Origin of the sequence: Nonomuraea coxensis DSM 45129, assembly GCF_019397265.1 — a bacterium.
Taxonomy (GTDB): Bacteria; Actinomycetota; Actinomycetes; order Streptosporangiales; family Streptosporangiaceae; genus Nonomuraea; species Nonomuraea coxensis.
The window spans coordinates 3,982,878-4,003,359 of sequence record NZ_CP068985.1; the positions used below are offsets into that span (position 1 = coordinate 3,982,878).

Annotated in this window: 19 protein-coding genes; 8 read left to right on the top strand and 11 right to left on the bottom strand. The window is 73.7% G+C overall.

Translation table 11 applies throughout. The features are described from left to right. The first annotated feature begins 29 nt into the window (after positions 1 to 29). Positions 30 to 908 (top strand): hypothetical protein, encoded by an 879-nt coding sequence (locus tag Nocox_RS18600; RefSeq protein WP_020539899.1) that lies wholly within the window; start codon positions 30 to 32, stop codon positions 906 to 908. 36 nt (positions 909 to 944) lie between these two features. Here the strand turns inward: Nocox_RS18600 and Nocox_RS18605 are convergent, their stop codons facing one another. From Nocox_RS18605 to def, 5 genes are all read right to left on the bottom strand, one after another. Then, positions 945 to 1,307, bottom strand: coding sequence for an MmcQ/YjbR family DNA-binding protein (locus Nocox_RS18605; RefSeq protein ID WP_020539898.1), 363 nt, complete (start codon positions 1,305 to 1,307; stop codon positions 945 to 947). Between the two features lie 32 nt (positions 1,308 to 1,339). Continuing rightward, complete coding sequence (locus Nocox_RS18610) at positions 1,340 to 1,756, bottom strand: CBS domain-containing protein (protein WP_020539897.1); 417 nt, start codon at positions 1,754 to 1,756, stop codon at positions 1,340 to 1,342. A gap of 70 nt (positions 1,757 to 1,826) precedes the next feature. Beyond that, a complete protein-coding gene (locus Nocox_RS18615; protein WP_020539896.1) occupies positions 1,827 to 3,233 on the bottom strand; it encodes a pyridoxal phosphate-dependent decarboxylase family protein in 1,407 nt (468 codons plus the stop codon). Then, the gene (locus Nocox_RS18620; protein WP_063711568.1) at positions 3,226 to 3,873 is read right to left on the bottom strand and encodes a helix-turn-helix domain-containing protein; all 648 of its coding nucleotides are present in this window, start codon (positions 3,871 to 3,873) and stop codon (positions 3,226 to 3,228) included. Before Nocox_RS18620 ends, Nocox_RS18615 begins: the two co-directional genes overlap by 8 nt. Before the next feature lie 7 nt (positions 3,874 to 3,880). Then, entirely contained in the window at positions 3,881 to 4,420 is a 540-nt protein-coding gene (gene def / locus Nocox_RS18625) for a peptide deformylase (RefSeq protein ID WP_020539894.1), read from the bottom strand. A gap of 137 nt (positions 4,421 to 4,557) precedes the next feature. On the opposite strand from def, the gene Nocox_RS18630 reads away from it, so the two are divergent. Continuing rightward, on the top strand, positions 4,558 to 5,358 hold the full coding sequence (locus Nocox_RS18630; RefSeq protein WP_020539893.1) for a class I SAM-dependent methyltransferase: 801 nt from the start codon (positions 4,558 to 4,560) through the stop codon (positions 5,356 to 5,358). Here Nocox_RS18630 and Nocox_RS18635 read toward each other — a convergent pair. The 4 genes from Nocox_RS18635 to Nocox_RS18650 form a co-directional block, all read right to left on the bottom strand. Further along, entirely contained in the window at positions 5,342 to 6,355 is a 1,014-nt protein-coding gene (locus tag Nocox_RS18635) for a toll/interleukin-1 receptor domain-containing protein (RefSeq protein WP_020539892.1), read from the bottom strand. The two genes, Nocox_RS18630 and Nocox_RS18635, sit on opposite strands and share 17 nt — an antisense overlap. Then, the gene (locus Nocox_RS18640; protein ID WP_020539891.1) at positions 6,333 to 7,778 is read right to left on the bottom strand and encodes a vWA domain-containing protein; all 1,446 of its coding nucleotides are present in this window, start codon (positions 7,776 to 7,778) and stop codon (positions 6,333 to 6,335) included. Before Nocox_RS18640 ends, Nocox_RS18635 begins: the two co-directional genes overlap by 23 nt. Positions 7,779 to 7,919: 141 nt before the next feature. Beyond that, a complete protein-coding gene (locus Nocox_RS18645) occupies positions 7,920 to 8,435 on the bottom strand; it encodes a hypothetical protein (RefSeq protein WP_020539890.1) in 516 nt (171 codons plus the stop codon). A 73-nt stretch (positions 8,436 to 8,508) separates the two neighbouring features. Then, positions 8,509 to 9,438, bottom strand: coding sequence for a hypothetical protein (locus Nocox_RS18650; protein ID WP_020539889.1), 930 nt, complete (start codon positions 9,436 to 9,438; stop codon positions 8,509 to 8,511). A 130-nt stretch (positions 9,439 to 9,568) separates the two neighbouring features. Between Nocox_RS18650 and Nocox_RS18655 the strand changes: the two genes are divergently transcribed. From Nocox_RS18655 to Nocox_RS18680, 6 genes are all read left to right on the top strand, one after another. Further along, positions 9,569 to 10,498, top strand: coding sequence for a GNAT family N-acetyltransferase (locus tag Nocox_RS18655; RefSeq protein ID WP_020539888.1), 930 nt, complete (start codon positions 9,569 to 9,571; stop codon positions 10,496 to 10,498). A 72-nt stretch (positions 10,499 to 10,570) separates the two neighbouring features. Continuing rightward, entirely contained in the window at positions 10,571 to 12,439 is a 1,869-nt protein-coding gene (locus Nocox_RS18660) for a propionyl-CoA synthetase (protein WP_020539887.1), read from the top strand. Positions 12,440 to 12,499: 60 nt separating this feature from the next. Beyond that, positions 12,500 to 15,337 (top strand): NACHT domain-containing protein, encoded by a 2,838-nt coding sequence (locus tag Nocox_RS18665; protein WP_020539886.1) that lies wholly within the window; start codon positions 12,500 to 12,502, stop codon positions 15,335 to 15,337. A gap of 100 nt (positions 15,338 to 15,437) precedes the next feature. Continuing rightward, positions 15,438 to 16,331, top strand: a complete 894-nt coding sequence (locus Nocox_RS18670) for a hypothetical protein (RefSeq protein WP_246649814.1) — start codon at positions 15,438 to 15,440, stop codon at positions 16,329 to 16,331. Between the two features lie 12 nt (positions 16,332 to 16,343). Further along, positions 16,344 to 17,267: a hypothetical protein gene (locus Nocox_RS18675; protein WP_020539884.1), complete on the top strand. Its 924-nt coding sequence runs from the start codon at positions 16,344 to 16,346 to the stop codon at positions 17,265 to 17,267. A gap of 30 nt (positions 17,268 to 17,297) precedes the next feature. Continuing rightward, complete coding sequence (locus tag Nocox_RS18680; RefSeq protein ID WP_020539883.1) at positions 17,298 to 18,212, top strand: hypothetical protein; 915 nt, start codon at positions 17,298 to 17,300, stop codon at positions 18,210 to 18,212. On the opposite strand, the gene Nocox_RS18685 is transcribed toward Nocox_RS18680, so the two are convergent. Next, a complete protein-coding gene (locus Nocox_RS18685; protein ID WP_033407475.1) occupies positions 18,158 to 19,459 on the bottom strand; it encodes a UDP-N-acetylglucosamine--N-acetylmuramyl-(pentapeptide) pyrophosphoryl-undecaprenol N-acetylglucosamine transferase in 1,302 nt (433 codons plus the stop codon). The genes Nocox_RS18680 and Nocox_RS18685 overlap by 55 nt on opposite strands. Before the next feature lie 4 nt (positions 19,460 to 19,463). Beyond that, complete coding sequence (locus Nocox_RS18690) at positions 19,464 to 20,279, bottom strand: formylglycine-generating enzyme family protein (protein ID WP_020539881.1); 816 nt, start codon at positions 20,277 to 20,279, stop codon at positions 19,464 to 19,466. Between the last annotated feature and the right edge of the window lie 203 nt (positions 20,280 to 20,482).

Genomic DNA, 20,482 nt, shown 5'->3' on the forward strand with positions numbered 1-20,482 from the left:
GCCCGGGGAAGGTCCGGTAGGCATGGGGGATGGCTGAGCGAAAGACCGCCCTGGACCGCGTCCTGCGGCAGGCGGGCGGACCCGGGATCCTCGACGTCCTGGCCGGGCGGCTGTCCGGGGCGGACCTCACCACGTTGCTGCTGGAGGTCATGCGGCGCCGGGCCGGCGCGCTCACGCCCGCCGACGTGCTGCGCCGCTACGGCCACGACCGCTTCGCCGCCCCCGCCGCGGTCGCCTTCCGCGACCTGCGGCGGGCCGAGGACGCCGCGCTGTCGGCTCTCCCGCCCGCCTTCGAGCCGGTCGTGCTCTCCCCGGTCGCGCCGCTCGGCGCGTGCTCGGCCCTCGCCACCGTCGACCAGAACAAGGTCGTCTCCACGGCCAGGAACGGCGAGGTCGCCGCCGACCCCACCAACGCCCTCGCCCTGGAGGCGGCGGTGCGCCGCCGCGCCGCGGGCGGGGCCGAGCCGGTGCGGCTGGCCGCCGTGCAGCGGGTCGTCCGCGCCCAGCACGTCGAAGGGGCCGCCCGCTTCGCGCACTTCACGCTGTTCGCGCTGGTGACCGCCGGTCGCGACACCGGCGGCCTCGCCTTCGAACGGCGGCACGCCGCCGAGCACCTGGCGATCCTGCGCGAGGCGGTGCGGGCGTGCGGCGCGGGGGAGCCCGAGGCCCGGGTCACCGTCCTCGACGAACGCTTCGAGCGCGTCGCCGCGGCCCTCGGCGGCATCCCTGACCCGGGGCGGGAGAGCGGCCGGGGCTACTACGGCGGGCTGTGCTTCAAGGTGTTCGCGGGCGGGCTGGAGGTCGGCGACGGCGGCTTCACCGACTGGACGGCCCGGCTGCTCGGCAACCGCAAGGAACGCCTCCTCATCAGCGCCCTCGGCCTCGACCGCCTCACCCTGACCCCCTGACCCTCCCTCCCCGTGGCTCCGGCAGGCGGGGCGGGGTCAGGGGGAGGGGCGGGTGGCGGCGAGGAGTTCCTGCTCGGCGCGGACCTTCTTGGGCACGCACATGCGCCACGCGTCCAGCACCAACTCGCGCATCTCCGCCACGTCGAGCGCGGAGGTGCGCGCCACCACCCAGTGGAAGCGCAGGTCGGACTCGCGAGGCAGCAGGAACTTCGCCGGCTCCGCCGCCACCAGGGCCTCGCGCTCCTCCTTCGGGAACCCGAAGCCCATGAGCGTCTCGTCCCGCGAGAAGGCCACGTAGACGATCTTGCCTACCCGGAACTTCACGCGGTCCCTGATCAGATGCTCCGACGAGCGCGGCAGAGTGCTCGCGAACCGTCGTACGTCCTCGACTGTGAACACGAGGTCACGGTAACCTCCGCGACCGACAGTTCTCAGCGGTTGCCCTCGGCGGCGGAGATGTCGGCGAGCGCCGAGTTCTGGTCGCGCTCCATCGCGAGGTCGCCGAGGCTCACGATGCCGATCGCGCGGCCGTCCTCGACGACCGGCAGCCGGCGCACGGCGTGCGTCCGCATGAGCTGGACCGCCTGGTCGATCTCGGTGTCGGGGCCGACGGCCTCGACGGAGGAGCTGCACGCCTCGCGGACCGGCGTCTCCGGCCCCTTGTCGTCGGCCACCACCCGCACCGCGATGTCGCGGTCGGTGACGATGCCCTGGATGCGGCCGTTCTCGTTGACGATCACCGCGCCCGCGTCGTTCTCGCGCATCAGCGCCGCCGCTTCGGACACCGGCCGCTCGGCCTCGACCGCCGCCGGGTCCCTCGTCATCACGTCTGCCACGGTCCTCGCCATGGGGACCTCCTTCTGCGGATCGGATGTCAGGCCCCCCTACCCGGCGCGGGCCGGGCCTCACCCCGGCCGCTCAGAGGCCCTTGGCCGCCACGCGAATCTCGTCCAGGAGCAGCTCCAGGTCACGCTCGGTGGTGTCGGGGTGCAGGAAGCAGGCCCGCAGCGCGTCCCGGCCGCCCAGCCGGGTGCCGGTCAGGAACGTGTTCCCGCGCGCCTGCACCGCGAACGGGATCGCCCGGTTGAGCCCGTCCAGGTCGCCGTTCCGTGCCGGGGTGTGCCGGAAGGCGGTGATCGACGTGACCACCGGCGCCAGCAGCTCGAAGTCGGGGGCCCGTTCCACCATCGCCGCCAGCGCCCGCGCCAGGCCCGTGGTGTGCTCGACCAGGCGGACCACGCCGGAACGGCCGAGGGACGACAGCGTCGCCCATGTCTTCAGCGCACGGAACGGGCGGGTCTGCTCCGGCCCGTACTCGGCGAGCCAGCCCAGGTCGCCCGCGTTCTCGTCCACCAGGTACGACGGCACCAGGCTGAAGGCGGCCCGCGCCGCCCCGGGGTCGCGCAGCAGCGCGCACCCGCAGCCGACCGGCACGCCGAGCCACTTGTGCGGGTCCAGCGCGAGCGAGTCGGCCCGCTCCAGGCCCGCGAAGTGCGGCGCCGCGTCCTCGGCCAGCACGCCGAGCGCCCCGTAGGCGCCGTCCACGTGGAACCACATCCCGTGCTCTGCCGCCACGTCCGCGATCGCGCCGAGCGGGTCCACTGCTCCGGAGTTGACGGTGCCCGCGCTGCCCGCCACGCAGAACGGCCGCCGCCCGGCCGCCAGGTCCTCGGCCACCATCGCGCGCAGCGCGGCCACGTCCATCCGGTAGGCCGCGTCCACCGGCACGGCGCGCACGTTCCGCGCGCCGAGCCCGAGGAGCTGGGCCGCCTTGTGCAGGCAGCTGTGCCCCTCCTCGGTGACGTACAGGACGAACGGCGGCCGCCCGGCCAGGCCCTCCTCGCGGGCGTCCCACCCGTCGGCGCGGGCGGCCCGCTGCCGGGCGGCGGCCAGGCACACGATCGTGGCCATGGACGCCCCGCTGGTCAGCAGCCCGCCGCCGGGCGGATGCGGGAACCCGGTCAGCTCGGCCAGCCAGCGCACCACGGCCCGCTCCAGGTGCGGCCCGGCGTGGTCGCCGCCCGCGCAGCTCGGGTTGAGCGCGGCGGCCAGCGGCTCGACGAGCACGCCCGCCGGGTTGGGCGGGGAGTTGACCCAGCCGAAGAAGCGCGGGTGGCCGTTGCCCATCGGGTGGGGCAGCACGTGCGCGCGGACGTCGGCGAGCAGGTCGGCGAGCGGGCGGCCGTCGGCGGGCAGCTCCTGGCCGCTCAGCCAGGCGCGCTCGCCGTCCGGGACCGGCTGCCACACCGGGCCGTCCGGCACGCCCGCCAGATGCGCGGCCACGAGGGCGGCCGCCCGCTCACCGGCGGCGCGCAGGTCAGTCATCGAGCTGTTCCTTCCGTGGTGCTTCGTGGTGGTGGTTCTGGTGGTGGTTCGCGGTGGCGGGGGTGCCCAGCTCCATGGCGAGGTAGTAGACGCAGTCGGCGGCGCCGTCGTTGGCGAAGGCGTGGCGGCGGTCGCCCGGGTAGTACGCCGAGTCGCCGGCCTCCAGGGTGTGCGCCCGCCCGTCGATCGTCAGCCGCAGGCTGCCGCGCTCGACCGCGAGGTACTCCCGCGACCCGGGCGCGTGCGGCGCGAACTCCCCGGCGTCCACGCCTGGCCCGATGGTGGTGCGCATGAACTCGAACTCCACGTCGCCGAGCACCGGCGACAGCACCCGCCGCTCCCAGCCGGAGGGGTCGCGCAGCACCCGCTGCTCGGCGTGACGCAGCACCCGCATCGCGCCCTGCGCCGGCTCGTCGAGCAGCCGGGAGATGGACGTGCCGAGCGCCGTGGCCAGCCGGTCGAGCACGAGCACGGTCGGCGTCTTGGCGCCGCGCTCGACGTCGGAGACCATGCTGCGGCTGACGCCGGCCAGGTCGGCCAGGCGCTCGATCGACAGCCCGCGCGCCCGCCGCTCGGCGCGGACCCGCTGCCCCAGCTCGGCCATGGACAGACCGCTGGACAGCACACCTTCGCCCGTCATTTCTCCACTATAGCGGTGAATTGTCCGCTATCGCGGATTGTGCCTCCCGGTAGGCCGCCAGCACCTGCTTGCGGCGCTTGGCGGGCAGGCGGTCGATGTAGAGCCGCCCGTCGAGGTGGTCGCTCTCGTGCTGCAGGCAGCGCGCCAGCAGGCCGGTGCCCGTCACGGTGACCGGCTCGCCCGCCGCGTCGAGGCCGTGGACGGTGGCGCGGTCGGGACGGGGGAGCGGGGCGTACTGGCCGGGGACCGACAGGCAGCCCTCGTCGCCGGTGTCGAGCCGGCGCTCGCCGAGGCCGGGCGGCTCCAGCTCCGGGTTGACGACGACGCCCTTGTGGCGCACGCCGTCGGCGTCGGGGCAGTCGTAGACGAAGACCCGCAGCGGCACGCCGATCTGGTTGGCGGCCAGGCCCACGCCCTCCGCCGCGTACATGCTCGCGAACATGTCGTCGACCAGCGCCGCCAGCTCCTCGCCGAACCGGGTGACCGGCTCGCACGGACGGTGCAGCACGGGGTCGCCGACGTGCACGATCGGCCGGATCTGTCCCACTGTCTCCTCCTGTGACGCTTTCTCGCGTCCAGTGTAGGGCCGTCGAGGCGCTGTCTCGAATAACGAGACGTTCTTTCTTGTATCGTGAGATAAGCGCTAGGGTCGGCGGCATCCGAGGCGAACGAAGGAGTTTGGCGATGGACAGGACCGCCGTCTACACGCACGGCCACCACGAGTCGGTGCTGCGCTCGCACCGCTGGCGCACCGCGGAGAACTCGGCGGCGTACCTGCTGCCCCACCTCAAGCCGCACATGAAGGTGCTCGACGTCGGCAGCGGCCCCGGCACGATCACCGCCGACCTCGCCCGCCTGACCGGCCACGTCACCGCCTCGGAGGTCAGCGCCGACGCGCTGGAGCTGGCCAGGGCCGAGGTCGCCGCCCGCGGCCTGACCAACGTGGACTTCGCCGTCGCAGACGTGCACGACCTGCCGTTCGAGGACGGCATCTTCTGCGTGGTCCACGCCCACCAGGTGCTGCAGCACGTCGGCGACCCCGTACGGGCGCTGCGCGAGATGCGCAGGGTGACCAGACCCGGCGGGTACGTCGCCGTCCGCGACAGCGACTACGCCGCCTTCGCGTGGTGGCCCCTGCTTCCCGAGCTGGACGAGTGGCTGGCCCTCTACCGGCGCATCGCGCGGGGCAACGGCGGCGAGCCGGACGCCGGCCGGCGGCTGCTGTCGTGGGCTCACGCCGCCGGCTTCTCCGACGTCACCGCCACCGCCTCCACCTGGTGCTTCGCCACCCCCGACGACCGCGCCTGGTGGGGCGGCATGTGGGCGGACCGCATCCTGAGCTCCGCCATGGCCGGCCAGGCCCTGGCCACCGGAGCCGCCACGGAGGCGGACCTGCGGCGGATCTCGGCCGGCTGGCGCGCCTGGGCGGAGGACGGGGACGGCTGGCTGTCCGTCCCGCACGGCGAGCTCATCTGCCGTCCGTAGCCGCCGCCCGCCGGGACGGGGGCGAGCCCTGCCCGAGGAAGCGCAGGAAGTGCTCCCACTCGGTCTTGTTGGCGTAGTAGGCCCGCCTTTTGTCCCGCAGGAGCAGCGGGACGTTCGCGGCGTCCGAGTCGTCGAGGACGAGCGGGATGACGGTGCGCATGGTGTCGCCGCTGAGCTCCGCGTTGAGCACCGCGTTGTACTCGCCCCTCGTCCAGCCGGACGCGGCGAACGCGGCGCTCAGGCAGGGCACCACGTAGCGTGAGCGCCGCAGCCCGTCCTCGATCTTCTCGGCCACCCGGTCGCCGAAGGAGAACTGCTCGGCGTCGAGCCAGTACGTGATGCCGCCCGCGGCCAGCTCGCGCGCGATGTCCTTGACCGTCTCCTTGTCGGCTCCCGCGTGACACAGGAACACGTCGAAGCCGGGCCGGTCCTCCTCGTGCTCCGCCGGAGCCGCCTCCTGGCTCAGCCGGATCGTGGTGGGCTGGACGACGACGTCCTTCGCCATCAGCCCCGCGCCGTACAGCCGCAGCAGGCCCGCGTGCCCGGGAAAGGGCATCTGGACGCAGGTGGTCCGCAGCTCGCAGACGCCCTTCTCGGTGTGGATCTCGCCGCGCAGGTCACCCGAGAAGAACTCCAGCGAGAACCTGTTGAAGCCGGTGCCGAGGACGACGGGCTCCTCCGAGGAGAGCGTGTTCGTCAGGATCCCCTCCTGGTAGACCCCGAACCGGGCGTACGTGACCTCCGAGCCGGCGTCCTCGGGGGCGGTGTAGAAGGCGACGAAGTTCCAGCTCCCGTCGGCGCGGCACACCAGCCCGGCCCCCACCCCGCTGCCCCTGATGAGCCGGAGAGTGGCGCTCACCCGCCCGTTGAGCAGGAGGCCGGAGCCCACGTCGAGCGCGTAGGACGAGCCGTAGTCGCCGAGGCCGCCGCCGTAGCCGGTGATCAGCTTCTCGGTGAACGTCCACGACCGGGCGTCACTGGCCTGCCAGGTACTCACGGAGTCTCTCGCGCAGCGCGTGGATCCGGCCGGCGTCCTCGGGGTGCCGGTCGGCGAGGCGGTCGGCGAGGTCGATCGCCTCCAGGATGATCGGCGTCTCGTCGTCCCAGGGGGTGGTGTTGAGCCGCCGCATCCTCATCCGGTGCTCCTCGCGCCTCATGTGCTTGCGGACCTTCATGAGGAAGACCTGCACCTCCGGCGCGTCGGCGTAGGGGGCGATCAGCTCCATGTAGACGGCCTCGGCCTCTTTGGTGCCCAGGTGGTGGCCGATGTGGAGCGCCTCGCGCCGGCCGCGGACCGGAGCCCAGCCCCATGCCTCGTCCTCGGCCCGCAGCAGGGAGGCTTCGAGGTCGCGGAGCCTCGCGATCTCCGCGGTCAGCATCTCCCGCAGCTCGGTGACGTTGCCCGCCGCGAGGTCGGTGAGCATGGTCTCGTGCGTGGCCGCCGCCTCGAACTGCTGGACGGTGCTGCGCACCAGAGGGTGGGCGGGGCTGGCGGCCACCTGCTGCCGGTCGCCGAGCGTGAGGCGCAGGCCGGTCGCCGCGACCTCGCGCTCGCCCTCGAAGAGGGTCGCGCCGATGGCGAACCCGCCGTCGGCCGCGGCCTGCGGGTCGATCTCCAGGCGCACCGCGAAGTTGAAGAGGTCCTCGCCCTGCAGCGGGCGGAGCCGGTAGCGCTGCGCGACCTTGCGCAGCGCGTTGAGCTCGCGGCTCACCCGTACGCCCTCGGGCAGCGAGAGCGCCACCCGCGGCCGGTCGAGGAGCACGGTCAGGGCGCCTTCGAACTCCTCCTCGATGATGTCCTCGATGTCGGAGTCGCCGATGTACCAGAACCGCCCTCCTGACGCGGAGGCGATCGCCTCCAGCAGGTCCTCCTGGAAGTCGGCGCCGACGCCGATCGTCGAGGCGGTGATCCCGGTGTCGCGGGCCCGGGTGGCGGTGTCGGCGAAAACGGCGCGTTTTGTCTCGCCCTTGTTGGCCTGGCCGTCGGAAAGCAGAAAAACGCGATTATGGTGCGAATCTCCCATATGTGTCTGAAGTTCCAGTAGTCCCTGGTACCAGCCGAGCGACAGATTCGTCATCCCGCCCGACGTGATGGCGTCGAGCCGCCGTTCGACCTCGTCCCGGGGGGTCTGCGGATTGACGATGACCTGGGCCTCGTCGTCGAAGACCACGACCGTCAGCAGATCGTCGTCGCCGAGGCGGCGGAAGATGTCGGCGCAGCTCTTCTTGGCCGTCGCGAGCTTGGGCCCGTCCATGCTGCCGCTGCGGTCGATGACGAGACAGAGGTTCATGGGACCCTGCGGCCGGGTCTGCCCGGCCGCCGACCGGCAGGAGATCTCGACCACGAGATCCGTTTCGCTCGGCGCGTCGTCGCGTACGACCGCGCGCTCGGGAAAGAGGGTGATATTCACCTCGTCCACGTCGTGCCCTCCCCGCTGAAAGGACACCATCGTCCCGAGCGGATCGCTTATGCGGCAACGGGAATGCGATGATTTTCTGCGGGAATTCCGGCGCGCGTCGTTCCGGCCAATTCCTTATTGGTCAGAAAGGCGATCCTTTTCCTACAGGCCGAGGGTGCGGGCGCGCTGCCACTGCGGGTCGCGGTAGAGGACCATGTCGGTGCCCAGCATCTCGTCGGGGGCCGACAGCATGGCGATCTCGCCCGCCGCCTGCAGCTGCAGCAGCAGGTCCCGCACCCGCGGGCCCACGGGCAGCCGCCCGGCGGGCAGGCCGAGGCCGTCGCGGACCGTGTCGGCGATCTCCGACAGGCGGAACGGCCCGTCGAAGCGGGCCACGATCCCCCGCACGACGCTCATGGTGATGAGGTTCTCCGCCTCGGCGTGGGCGAGCTGCCAGGTGAGCTGCTCCTTGCGCCGCCCGCTGCCCGCGCACGACGAGCAGCCGCGCGACAGGCCGGGGGCGACCTCCTCCTCGGCCGAGCCGAGGCAGGCCGAGCACAGGTTGTTCTCGGCCGCGTGGAGCTCGGCCGTCATCCGGCCGCCGAGGATGACGCCGCACGCGCAGGCGAACGCCTCACCGAGGATGCTGTTCTGCGGGGAGATCGTATGCTTCGTCACCGAGCCGACTCTACCGTCACCGCCGGGCCGCCGATCACGGGCCGCAGGTCACCCCCGCCGGTCACGCTGACGGTCACGGCCGCAGGTCCGACAGGCCGCGCAGCCGCCGCAGCGCCTTCCTCGCGGCGGCCGCGATCCGCTCGTCCGGATGGTGGTCGATGAAGACCTGGAGCACCCGCCCGGTCCACGGATGGTCGCCGAACGCCAGGATCGCGATCGTCGCGGCCTGCTCCTCGGAGTTCATCCCCATGGCGATGGACTTGATCACCTCGTCCGGCGCGTCGCCGAACTCCAGCAGCGCCGCCGCCATGTCCACCAGCACCCACGCGATCTCCTCCGGCACCGGCTGCCGCTGCGGGTTCGCCGTCCTGGCCGCGATCACCGCGCCCAGCTTCGGCTCCTCCAGCAGCCGCAGCAGCGCGTGCCTGCCCTCGTCCCCGAGGTCGTGGGAGAGCAGCTCGACGCCGACCGCCCGGCTGAGCGGGCTCACCGTGGCGAGCGCGGCGGCCAGCGAGGTGACGGCGTCCTCCCGGTCGCGGCCCTTCAGCCAGCCGGCCAGTTCCTCGTCGCGCTCGGCCTCGGGGTAGGAGCGCAGGGCGTGCAGCAGCGTCGCCGCGTCGGCGCCGGCGAGCGAGCCCATGACGGGGATCTCCTGCCCGGTGGTGTCGGCGATGATCAGCCGGGCCGCCCACAGGCCGAGCCAGCTCAGCGTGTACGGCTCCGCCGTCCGCACCAGCCCGAGCCCCGCCAGCGTCTCCGGCGCCTCGCCCTTCACCGGCTCCCTGGACAGGAACAGCCGGATGAGCTCCACCAGCAGCCCCTCGTCGGCGGCCAGCCGCTCCCTGCAGTGGTCCGCCCAGGCGGCCAGCACCTCGGCGTCGGAACCCTCCGGGCGCAGCTCCCCGGCCAGCGGGGCGGCGCGGACGGCCGCGGCCAGCGTGGCCTCGTCGGGCAGCCGGACGGGCGGCTGGAGGGGCAGCGTCTCGTCGTCGTAGGACCTCACGGGCCCATCCTTGCGCGTTCTTTGCGATACAGTGCCCGCTGACGCCGAAAAGTCGGAAGAAAGGAGGCGCTGAGATGTTCGGCACTGCCCTGGGCGCTCCGCGCGCCCTCTTCCCCTTCTCGGAGGAAACGTGCATTTCCGTACCGCGGTCGGTGACGACCTAGACCGCCTGCTCGGCTGCGTCGTCGACGAGTCCGTCAGCTGGGCCCATCCTGACCGCCTCCTGTCGTTCCTGGAGAGCGGAAACTACCGCTACGACCACATCTGGCTGGCCCTCGACGAGGACACCGGCGACATCCTGGCCCGCGCCGTCTGGTGGGGCTTCCCCGGCGGGCGGCCGCTCGCCCTCGACTGCGTGTACGTCCACCCGTCCGTCCGCGACCGGGTCGCGCTGGCCGCCGAGCTGCTGGAGCGCGGGCACGCCGCGTTCGGCGACCGCCCGGCGTACCACGTGTTCCTGTCCGAGGGCTGGCGCGAGGACCCGAAGGCCGCCGCCGCGCTCGGCTGGCGCAAGGAAGCGGTGGGCCGCGCCGGGCTGACCGACGAGCTGGAACGCCTGCGGTTCGCGTGGACGGCCGGCGAGCCCGTGCCCGAGCCGTCGGGCCGGCTGGTCTTCCGCGGCGAGGACGACGACGAGGCGTTCGTGGCGGCCTTCCGCCGGGTGGCGGAGGGAACGCTCGACCACACCACCCGGATGGCGCTGCGCACCATGGACCCGGTGGAGCAGGCGCGCCACGACGTCGCCGACTACCGGGAGATGCCGGGTGACCGGTCGTGGTGGCGGCTGGCGTACTCGGCCGCCGACGGCTCCCTGGTGGGTGTCGCGCTGCCGTCGGCCAACAACGCCGGCCCCGTGGTCGGCTACCTCGGCGTCGTTCCCGAGCACCGCGGCCACGGCCACGTGGACGACCTGCTCGGCGAGATCACCCGCTGTCACGCCGGGCGGGGGGTGCAGCGGATCGCCGCCGACACCGACCGCGGCAACGTGCCGATGGTGAGGGCGTTCGAGCGGGCCGGCTACCGCACCTTCGCCGTCCGGCTGGTGCTGTCCGCCGGCTGACCGCCGAAACGATCAGGCCGCCGCCGGGCCGGACACTTGCGCCACGGGGCCGGCGGCTGGTCTGATCGATAAGTGAGCGGTTATGACGAGGCCTACCGGCGAAGCACCCGGCATCCCGAGGAGTTCTGGGCCGAGGCGGCCCGCGGCATCGACTGGGACGTGGCTCCGGCCACGGTCCTCGGCCAGGACGGCCGCTGGTTCCCCGACGGGCGGCTCAACACCTGCCACAACGCGCTCGACCGGCACGTGGCGGCCGGCCGCGGCGGGCAGCTGGCGCTGATCCACGACAGCCCGGTCACCGGCGGCGGGCGCGTGCTCAGCTACGCCGAGCTGCTCGACGAGGTGGCGCGCACCGCGGGCATGCTGCGCGACCTCGGCGTGGGCGCCGGCGACACCGTCGTGATCTACATGCCGATGGTGCCCGAGGCCGTGATCGCCATGCTGGCCTGCGCGCGTCTCGGGGCGGTGCACTCGGTGGTGTTCGGCGGGTTCGCCGCCCGCGAGCTGGCGGTGCGCGTCGACCACGCCCGGCCCAAGGTCGTGCTGTCCGCCTCCTGCGGCATCGAGCCCAGCCGGGTGGTGGCGTACAAACCGCTGCTGGACGCGGCGCTGGAGCAGGCCGCGCACCGGCCGGAGCGGTGCGTGATCCTGCGGCGCCCGCAGTGCCCCGCCGAGCTGACCGAGGGCCGCGACCTCGACTGGGCCGCGACCGTGCGCGACGCCGCGCCCGCCCCCTGCGTGAGCGTGGCCGCGACCGACCCGCTCTACGTCCTCTACACCTCCGGCACCACCGGCTCGCCGAAGGGCGTGCTGCGCGACAACGGCGGCCACGCCGTCGCGCTGCACTGGAGCATGGCCCACGTGTACGGCGCCGCCCCCGGCGAGGTCTTCTGGGCGGCCTCCGACGTCGGCTGGGTCGTCGGCCACTCCTACATCGTCTACGCCCCGCTGCTGGCCGGCTGCACGACCGTGCTGTACGAGGGCAAGCCCGTCGGCACCCCCGACCCCGGCGCGTACTGGCGGGTGGTGGCCACGTACGGCGTGCGGACGCTGTTCACCGCGCCGACCGCGATCCGCGCCATCAAGAAGGAGGACCCCTCCGGCGAATTCGCGAAAAAGTGGGACCTGTCCGGGCTGCGGCACCTCTTCCTCGCCGGTGAGCGCCTCGACCCCGACACCTACCACTGGGCCGCCGATCTGCTCGGCGTCCCGGTCGTCGACCACTGGTGGCAGACCGAGACCGGCTGGCCCATCGCCGCCAACTGCGTCGGCATCGAGACGCTGCCGGCCAGGCCCGGCTCCCCGACCAAGCCCGTGCCGGGCTGGGACGTGCACGTCCTGGACGCCGCCGGCAACGACTGCCCGCCCGGCGTCGAGGGCTCGGTCACGGTCAAGCTGCCGCTGCCGCCCGGCGCCCTGCCCACCCTCTACCGCGACGAGGCCCGCTTCCGCGCCTCCTACCTCGAACGCCACCCCGGCCACTACCTGACCGGCGACGGCGGCCACTTCGACGCCGACGGCTACCTCTACGTCATGGGCCGCATCGACGACGTCATCAACGTCGCCGGCCACCGGCTGTCCACCGGATCGATGGAGGAGGTCCTCGCCGGCCACCCCGACGTCGCCGAGTGCGCCGTCATCGGCGTGGCCGACGAGGTCAAGGGGCAGGTCCCGGTCGGCTTCGCGGTGCTCAAGTCCGGCTGCGACCGCGACCCGGAGGAGCTGGAGCGCGAGCTGGTCGCCCTGGTGCGCGAGCGCATCGGCCCGGTCGCCGCCTTCCGCCGCGCCGTCGTGGTCGCCCGGCTGCCGAAGACCCGCTCCGGCAAGATCCTGCGCGGCACGATGCGCGACATCGCCGACGACCGCCCGTACGCCACCCCGTCCACGATCGAGGACCCCACCACCCTGCCGGAGATCGCCGAGGCGATGAAACGGGCATGAAGGGAATGTGACCGCGGCACCCAGCGCTGACGGGACATCCCCAGTCCCCGGGAGAAGGCCATGATCGAGACCCCGAGCTACGCCGACGCCCTGAGGATCCTCGGCTGCAAGGACGGCAGGCTGGCCAAGGTGATCGGGTTCGCCGCGGCGGCCGAGCGCAGCGGGTGGCCGCTGGCCGGCGCCGGGCAGCTCGTCATGGGCGTGGCCGACATGCGCGCCTCCGTCGTCCGCTACGGCGAGGACGTCGTCGGCCGCCTGCCGGAGCTGCGCGGCGGCGTCGACCGGCACACCCGCACCCAGCGCCTGGCCGCCGCGCACGCCGTCATCGTGGTCTCCGCCTACTTCGAGGCGCTCGGCGAGGCCAAGCTGCCGTTCACGCTGGAGCAGCTCGACCGCACCGAGCAGATCTCCCGCGGCGTGCCGACCCCCGAACGTTTCGCCCGGCTGATGGCCGCCCTCATGCTGGAGCGCCTGCCCACCCCGGAGCCGCACATCCCCTACGGCGAGACCCGCCAGGCGGTGGAACGTGCCTATCTGCGCATGTCGGAGGCCGTGGCCGGCTACGCCGCGGGCATGCCCGTCTGGGACGAGCTGAGCCACGACGACCAGATCCTGCTGCCCCGGATGCTCGCCGAGGGCCCGCCCGCCCACGCCCTGCGCGTCTACGACGAGAACTACCGTTCACTGGCCCTCGACAGCCACGAGTTCGCGGTGCGCAGCCTCGTCACCGAGCGCCCCCAGCCCTCCACGGCGCTGTCCCGGGTGGCGTGGCTGCTGGCCGAGCTGGCCCCGCCCCGCGTCGGCGACCGCCCGATGGTCCACCTGGCCAGGATGGCCGCCAACCTGCTGGACCAGCCGCTCCTGCTGGCCGGCAAGCTGCCCGAGGACGTCTACCTGCCGCTGCTCGGCGAGGGCTACCTCACCCCGCGCTGCCGGGTGGCCGAGCTGACCCGCGACGCCTCGCCCGCGCTCGACGGCTGGTGGGAGGACCAGCGGCTGCTGCCCGACACCGAGGCGTTCCTCGTCGGGCACCTCACCTCGCTGCGCGCCACGCGGGCGCCGCTGCTCGTGCTCGGCGACCCCGGCTCGGGCAAGACCAAGCTGACCGAGGTGCTGGCCGCCCGCCTGGCCCGCTCGGAGTTCCTGCCGATCCGGGTGGACCTGCAGGGGGTCGCGCCGCGCGCGGACGTCACCGAGCAGATCGAGCAGGCCATCGCCGCCGTCCTCGGCGAGGAGGTCTCCTACGGAGACCTGGTCGAGGCCGCCGGCGGGGCGCAGCCCGTCATCCTCCTCGACGGGCTGGACGAGCTGCTGCTCGGCGGCTCCGGCCGCTACGACTACCTCGCGAGGGTGGAGGAGTTCCAGCGCCGCGAGGCCGGGCTCGGCCGCCCCGCCGCGGTCGTCGTGACCAGCCGCACGGTCGTGGCCGAGCGCATCCGCTTCCCCGAGGGGCTGCTGGCGCTGCGGCTCCTGCCGTTCGAGGACGACCAGGTACGCCAGTGGCTGGACATCTGGGACCAGGCCAACCGCGCCCTGCTGGCCCGCCGCGACCTCACACCGCTGCCCGCCGAGGCCGCCCTCGCCCACGGCGAGATGGCCCGCCAGCCGCTGCTGCTGCTCCTGCTCGCCCTCTACGACGCCGGCGGCAACGCGGCGCAGCAGGGCGACCCCCGGCGGCGCCCGCTCAAGCGCTCACGCCTGTACGAGGTGCTGCTGCGCGACTTCACCGAACGCGAGACCGGCGGCGCCGGCCGGGTGGTCATCGACCAGGAGCTGGTGCTGCTCGGCGCGGCGGCGCTGTCCATGCTGGCCCGCGGCCGCCAGGTCATCACCGACGAGGCCCTCGACCGCGACCTGCCCGCCCTGTGCCACGGCGGCGAGGACGACCCGGCCGAGGCCGACCCCGACCGGGCGGTCCGCACCGACTGGGCGCGCAAGGCCACCGAGCGGTTCTTCTTCGTCCGCCGGGGCGGCCACGCCTTCCTGCACTCCACCTTCGGCGACTTCCTGGTCGCCTGGCTGGCCGTCTACGCGCTGCGCGACCTCGACCGCAGGCGCAGCCACGCCGGCGACGAGCCGCTGGCGCTCGTGCAGAGCGTGGACGACGACCTGCTCCACGCCGTCATCTCCCACTCCTGCCTGGCCGAGCGCGGGCCGATCGTCGGGTTCGTCATCGACCTGCTCGACGACGTGCCGCCCGAGATCCGGGCCCGCTGCGTCGAGCAGCTGTCCGGGCTGCTGCGCCGCTCCCTGCACGAGTGCGGGCGCCGCCACTTCACCGGCTTCCGCCCGGTGCGGCACAGCCTGGCGCGGCGGCTGGCCGCGTACTCGGCGAACCTCGCGCTGCTCGTCGTGGCCGCCGCCGACGGGCCGGTCCGCGTGTCGGAGCTGCTGCCCGGCCCCGACGCGCCGGAGCGCTGGTCCTCCTTCACCCACCTGTGGAAGGGCCAGCTCGGCGAGGAGGGATGGAACGGCCTGGTCACCGCCCTGTCCGCGCGGCGGGTCGTCGAGAACGGCGAGGAGGACGTCGTGCTCGGCGCCGACGACCCCACGGGGATGGGGGACGCCGTCGTCGCCGTCGCCACCGGGCACGGCCCCCGCCACCGCCGCCTGCTCGACCTGCTGCTGCGCGCGCTGGGGGAGGGGCGGCCCCTGCCGTTCCGCGACCGGGTGGCCATCCTGGAGGAGCTGCTGCGCACGGCCGCGGTCCGCTCGCCGGCCGTGCACCAGGCGCTCGGCGCGCTGTGGGCGGAGGGCGGCGCCGACCACACGCGGCTGCGGCCCCTCCTGCGCGCCCTGCTCGCCGATCCTCGTGAGCGGCGGGCCACCTGGGAGCTGCTGGTCAAGGCCGGGATCCCGGAGACCGCGCTGTGGGAGATCCAGCAGGACGATGTTTGAATCCCGTACTTCCGGCGACATTCGAGGCTGACACGCAAGCGAAGTGTTACGTAATATCCACATACCGAGCTTGGGGGGCGCCAGGGTGCCAGGACAGAGCGTGGGTGTGGTGGTCGATCCGGCGGTTCCGGCGGAAGTCGCCGGGCTGTTACGGGCCAACGCCTCGCTGCTGTCCCGGGTGCGCGCGGGATGGGCGCCCCGCGCCTCCTCCGGCGGATCCTCCCGGCCGCGCCGCGGCCCCTCCAGCACCCTGCTGCTGGCCGCCACCCCCGTGGTGATCGCCCTCATGGCCGTCCTGCTCGAGTCGCCGTTCGCGCCGGCCGGGTTCGTGCTGCTCGGCACGTACGTCTTCGTCGTCCTGGTGAAGATCGCCTCCATGAGCGAGCCGCCCGAGGACGAGCGCCCCCACGAGCGCCAGGTCTACGAGCAGGCCCGCTGGTACGACGGCCGCTACCTCATCGGCGAGGACTTCGACCAGGAGGCGCGGCTCGTGCTGGGCCGCGCCCAGCGCGCGGTCGGCGTGGTGCTGCACTCCCACGTCAACGCCGAGGGCCTGCTCGACGACGCCGGCAACGCCGTCATGCTGCCCGCGCAGGAATGGGAGATCGCCCGCCTGCTGGCCAAGCTCTCCGCCCTGCGCCGCGAGCACCGCGAGCTGTGGGAGCGCGGCCTCGCCCCCGAGGTCGCCCCGGTGCTCCGGCCGCTCGAACACGCCCTGTCCGCCAGCGAGGCGGCGGTGGTCGCCCGCGTCGAGGCGCTGGAACGTTACGCCGCCCACGTACGCGAGGCCGAGCGCGCCTACCACGCGCACGCCCAGATCGAGGAGCTGCGGGCGCGGCTGCCGCGCTACGAGGAACTGCTGGCCGAGTCGGGCGCCGACGGGCTCGCGCTCGCGGAGCTGGAGAAGCTGGCCGGCGACGCCGACACGCTGGAGCGGACGCTCCGGCGCAGCGTGGAGTCCGCGCACGAGGCCTTCCTGCACCTGGAAAGCTGACAGCCGCCGCCCATGACCGACATCGTGCCCGGCCGCCGCGACGCGAGGGTCGTCGTCGATCCTGCCGTCTCCCGCGAGGCCGCCGACCTGCTGCGGGCCAACCACGCCCTGCTGGCCCGCGTCCACCGGGGCTGGAGGCCCCCGCCCAAGAGCGCCGGCCCGATCCTCGGCCTGGGCGCGAGCATCGTCGCCGGCGTGATCGCGGCGTCGCTAGCCCTGTACGGCCTGGCCCTGTTCGCGGCCGGGCGCTACACCTCGTTCGCGGTGAGCATGACGGGCGCCGCGCTGCTGACCGTCGGCCTGCTGCTGCGGCCCCGTACCGACGCCGCGGCCGAGCGCCGCCGCGCCCTCGAACGCGAGGTCCACGAGCACGCCCGCGGCTACGAGGGCCACTACGTCCTGGACGAGCACCTCGACGAGCCGGCCCGCGACCTGCTGGACCGCGCGGCGAGGGCCGTCGGGCAGGTCATGGCCTCCCGGGTCAACGCCGAGGGGCTGCTGGACGACGTCCGCAACGCGGTGATGCTGCCCGCGCAGGAATGGGAGATCGCCCGCCTGCTGGCCAAGCTGTCGGCGCTGCGCGCCGAGCATCAGGAGGTGATCGCCGAGGGGATGACGCCGGAGGTGGCCGCCGTCGCCGGGCCGCTCGCCGAGGTCCTCGACAGAAGCGAGGCCGCGGTGCTCGCCCGCGTCGAGGCGCTGGAACGCTACGCGGGGCACGTGGCCGACGCCGAGCGCGCCTACCGGGCACGGCGGCAGATCGAGCGCCTCAGCGCCCGCCTGCCCCGCTACGAGGAACTGCTCGTGGAGTCGGGCGCCGACGGCTCGGCCGTTCCCGAGCTCGACGGATTGGCCGAGGACGCCGGCCGCCTTGAGCAGGCGTTACGCGACAGCGTCAGCTCGGCGCACGAGGCTTTTCGCCACCTTGAGGGGTGATTTGCCTTAGGATCCGAATTTGTGGCGGATATGGTGGTCGATCCCCAGATACCACCGGACGACGCGCAGGTGCTGAGGCAGTCCCGGCGCGTGCTGGTCAAGATGCGCCAAGGCTGGGCGCCCCAGCCGCGCAAGGCCCTGTCGGACAGGCACCGGGGCATGGTGAGCGTCTTCGCCACGGTGGTCTTCTTCGGGCTGCTGCTCGGCCTCGGCGCCGCGATCAGGGGGCTCGGCCTGCTCCTGCTCGTGCTGGTCGGCATCCCCCTGGTGATCGTGCTGTTCGCCCGCCAGGACCTGTCCGAGGAGGACGAGGACGACACCGAGCGCGAGACCTACGAGCTGCTGCGCTGGCACGAGGGCCGCTACGTGCTCCCCGACGACCTCGACGAGTCCGCCCGGCGGCTGCTGGCCCGCGCGCAGCGGGCCGTCGCCGCCGTCACCGGGTCCCGTGTCAACACCGAGGGCCTGCTGGACGACGCCCGCAACGCGGTGATGCTGCCCGCCGAGGAGTGGGAGATCGCGCGCCTGCTCGCCAAGCTGTCGGCGCTGCGCGCCAAGCACCGCGAGACCGTCTCGCGCGGCCTCACGCCCGAGGTCGAGGCCGTCGCCGAGCCGCTGGCCCGGGCGCTCGACGGCAGCGAGGCCGCGGTGCTCGCCCGCGTCGAGGCGCTGGAGCGCTACGCCGCCAACGTCACCGAGGCCGAGCGCGCCTACCACGCCCACGAGCAGATCGAGGAGCTGCGCGGGCGGCTGCACCAGTACGAGGAGCTCGTCGCCGAGACCGGCGCGGACGCCTTCGCGGTGCCGGAGCTGGACCGGCTGGCGGCCGACGCCGACCGGCTGGAGCAGGCGCTCAGGCGGAGCGTCGGCTCCGCCCGCGAGGCGTTCCGCTACCTGGAGCCGGGAGCGCCGAAAGAGGTGCCGGGACCACCCGGCGAGCCCTGACCCCCGGTGGGCGGCTGTGACGCGCCGGTGGGAGGCACGGAGGCGGGAGGCACGGCGGTGGGAGGCGCAGCGGCAGGAGGCACGGCGGTGGGAGGCGCGGCGGCAGGAGGCACGGCGGCGCCCGTGTGGGCCACCTCCAGCAGCAGGTCGCACAGGGCGTCCGCGGCGTCCACGCGGCCCAGCCGGGCCGCGGCCTGCCCCATCGAGGCGCGCAGCCCGGGATCGGCCAGCAGCGGCATCAGCTCGGCCAGGAGCTGGTCGGCCGTCGGCCCCGGCTCCAGCAGCGCCCGCGCCGCCCCCGCCGAGGCCAGGTAGCCGGCGTTCTTGCGCTGCTCGTCGCCGCCGGTCGGGATGAGCGGGATCAGCACGGCGGGCTTGCCGATCGCGGTCAGCTCCGACACCGTCCCCGCGCCGCTGCGCGCGATCACCACGTCGGCCGCGGCGAACAGGTCGGCCAGCTCCGCCCCCACGTACGGCACCGGGTGGTAGCGGTCGGCCAGCTCGGCGGGCACCGGCACCGCGCGCATCTGCTCGATCCAGTTGGGCCCGCACTGGTGCACGACCTGCGCGTGCGGCAGCAGCCGCGGCAGGATCTCGGCGATGAGCGTGTTGATCTGCTTGCTGCCCTGCGCGCCGCCGGTCACGTAGACGAGCGGCACCTCGAACGTCAGCCCGAACAGGTCGTAGGCCGCGGCCCGGTTGCCGGCCAGCAGCTCCGGCCGCACCGGGTTGCCGGTCACCACGGCCTTGGCGCGGGCGGAGGCGGGCAGGTGCTCCAGCGACGACTCGTGCGACAGCGCGATCCGGGTGGCGAGGCGCGACAGGATCCGGTTGGCCAGCCCCACGACGGTCGTCTGCTCGTGCATGACGAGCGGGCGGCGGATCAGCTTGGCCGCCACGCCGATGGGCACCGCCACGTAGCCCCCGGTGGACAGCACCACGTCGGGCAGGTAGCGGGCCGCGTGCCCGATCGCCTGGAACACCCCGACCGGGACGCGGAACACGTCCGCGATGTTCGTGCCCAGCTCCCGCAGGTTGGGGCGGCGGCGCAGCTTGCCGGTCGTGATCGCCTTGAACGGGATGCCGTGCTCGGCCGTGATCCTGGCCTCCAGGCCGTTCGCGGTGCCGACCCAGAGCACGTCGTGCGGCACCTGGCGGCGCTGGAAGGCGGACAGCGTCGTCAGGGCCGGGTAGGTGTGACCGCCGGTGCCGCCGCCGGTGATCAACAGTCGCAGGGTTCGTGACATGCGATCAGAGTATGGCCGCGCAGCGGAAACCGGTGTGCCCGGTCGCCGAGTCGGGGGTGTTGGAGGTGCGCGCGGCCACCCGGTAGCGGTTGCAGTAGGAGTCGTGGCACATGTACGACCCGCCGCGGATCACCTTCGCGCTGCCCTCGGCCGGCCCGGCCGGGTTCTCCGCGTACGGCTGCCACTCCGTGCCCCACCAGTCGGCGGTCCACTCCCACACGTTCCCGGCGACGTTGTAGAGCCCGTAGCCGTTGGGCTGGAACGACTTGACCGGTACGGTCCCCTTGCTCGGCGCGGTGGGGAAGTGGCCTTGCCAGATGTTGCACCGCTGCCGCCCGTTCGGCGCCAGCTCGTCGCCCCAGGGGAAGCGCTTGCGCTCCAGCCCGCCGCGGGCGGCCATCTCCCACTCGGCCTCGGTGGGCAGCCGCTTGCCCGCCCAGGCGGCGTAGGCGTTCGCGTCGTTCCACGAGACGTGCACGACGGGATGGTTCTGCCGGGCGCCGATCGACGAGCCGGGCCCCTCCGGGGTGCGCCAGGCGGCCCCCTCGACGCCGGCCCACCAGGGGGCGCCGGCCACGGTGGCGTCGATGACGCCCGCGGTGGCGAACTGCCGGAACACGAACGACCAGCCGATCCGCTCGGCCTCGGTGACGTACCCCGTCTCCTTGACGAACGTGGCGAACTGGGCGTTCGTCACGCACGCCGGGTCGATCATGAACGGGTCCAGCCGCACCTCGCGGACCGGTCCTTCGGCGTCCTCAGGACGGGCGTCCCAGTCGTCGCCGCCCATGAGGAACGTGCCGCCCGGGATGCGTACCATGCCGCGCGGCGGCGCCGGCCGCCGCGCGGTCAGGACGGCCGGCCGCGGCTGCGACGTGGCGGGGCCCTCCCTGCTCGGGCCACAGCAAGCGCTCAAAGTCCCCCCAAACGTGTCATTCCACCAAGGAAGGGTAGCCCTTGAACCATGCCCCCGATCACACGGCCGCCGCTGCTCACCCCTCGCGTCATGCCGTGAAACCGGCA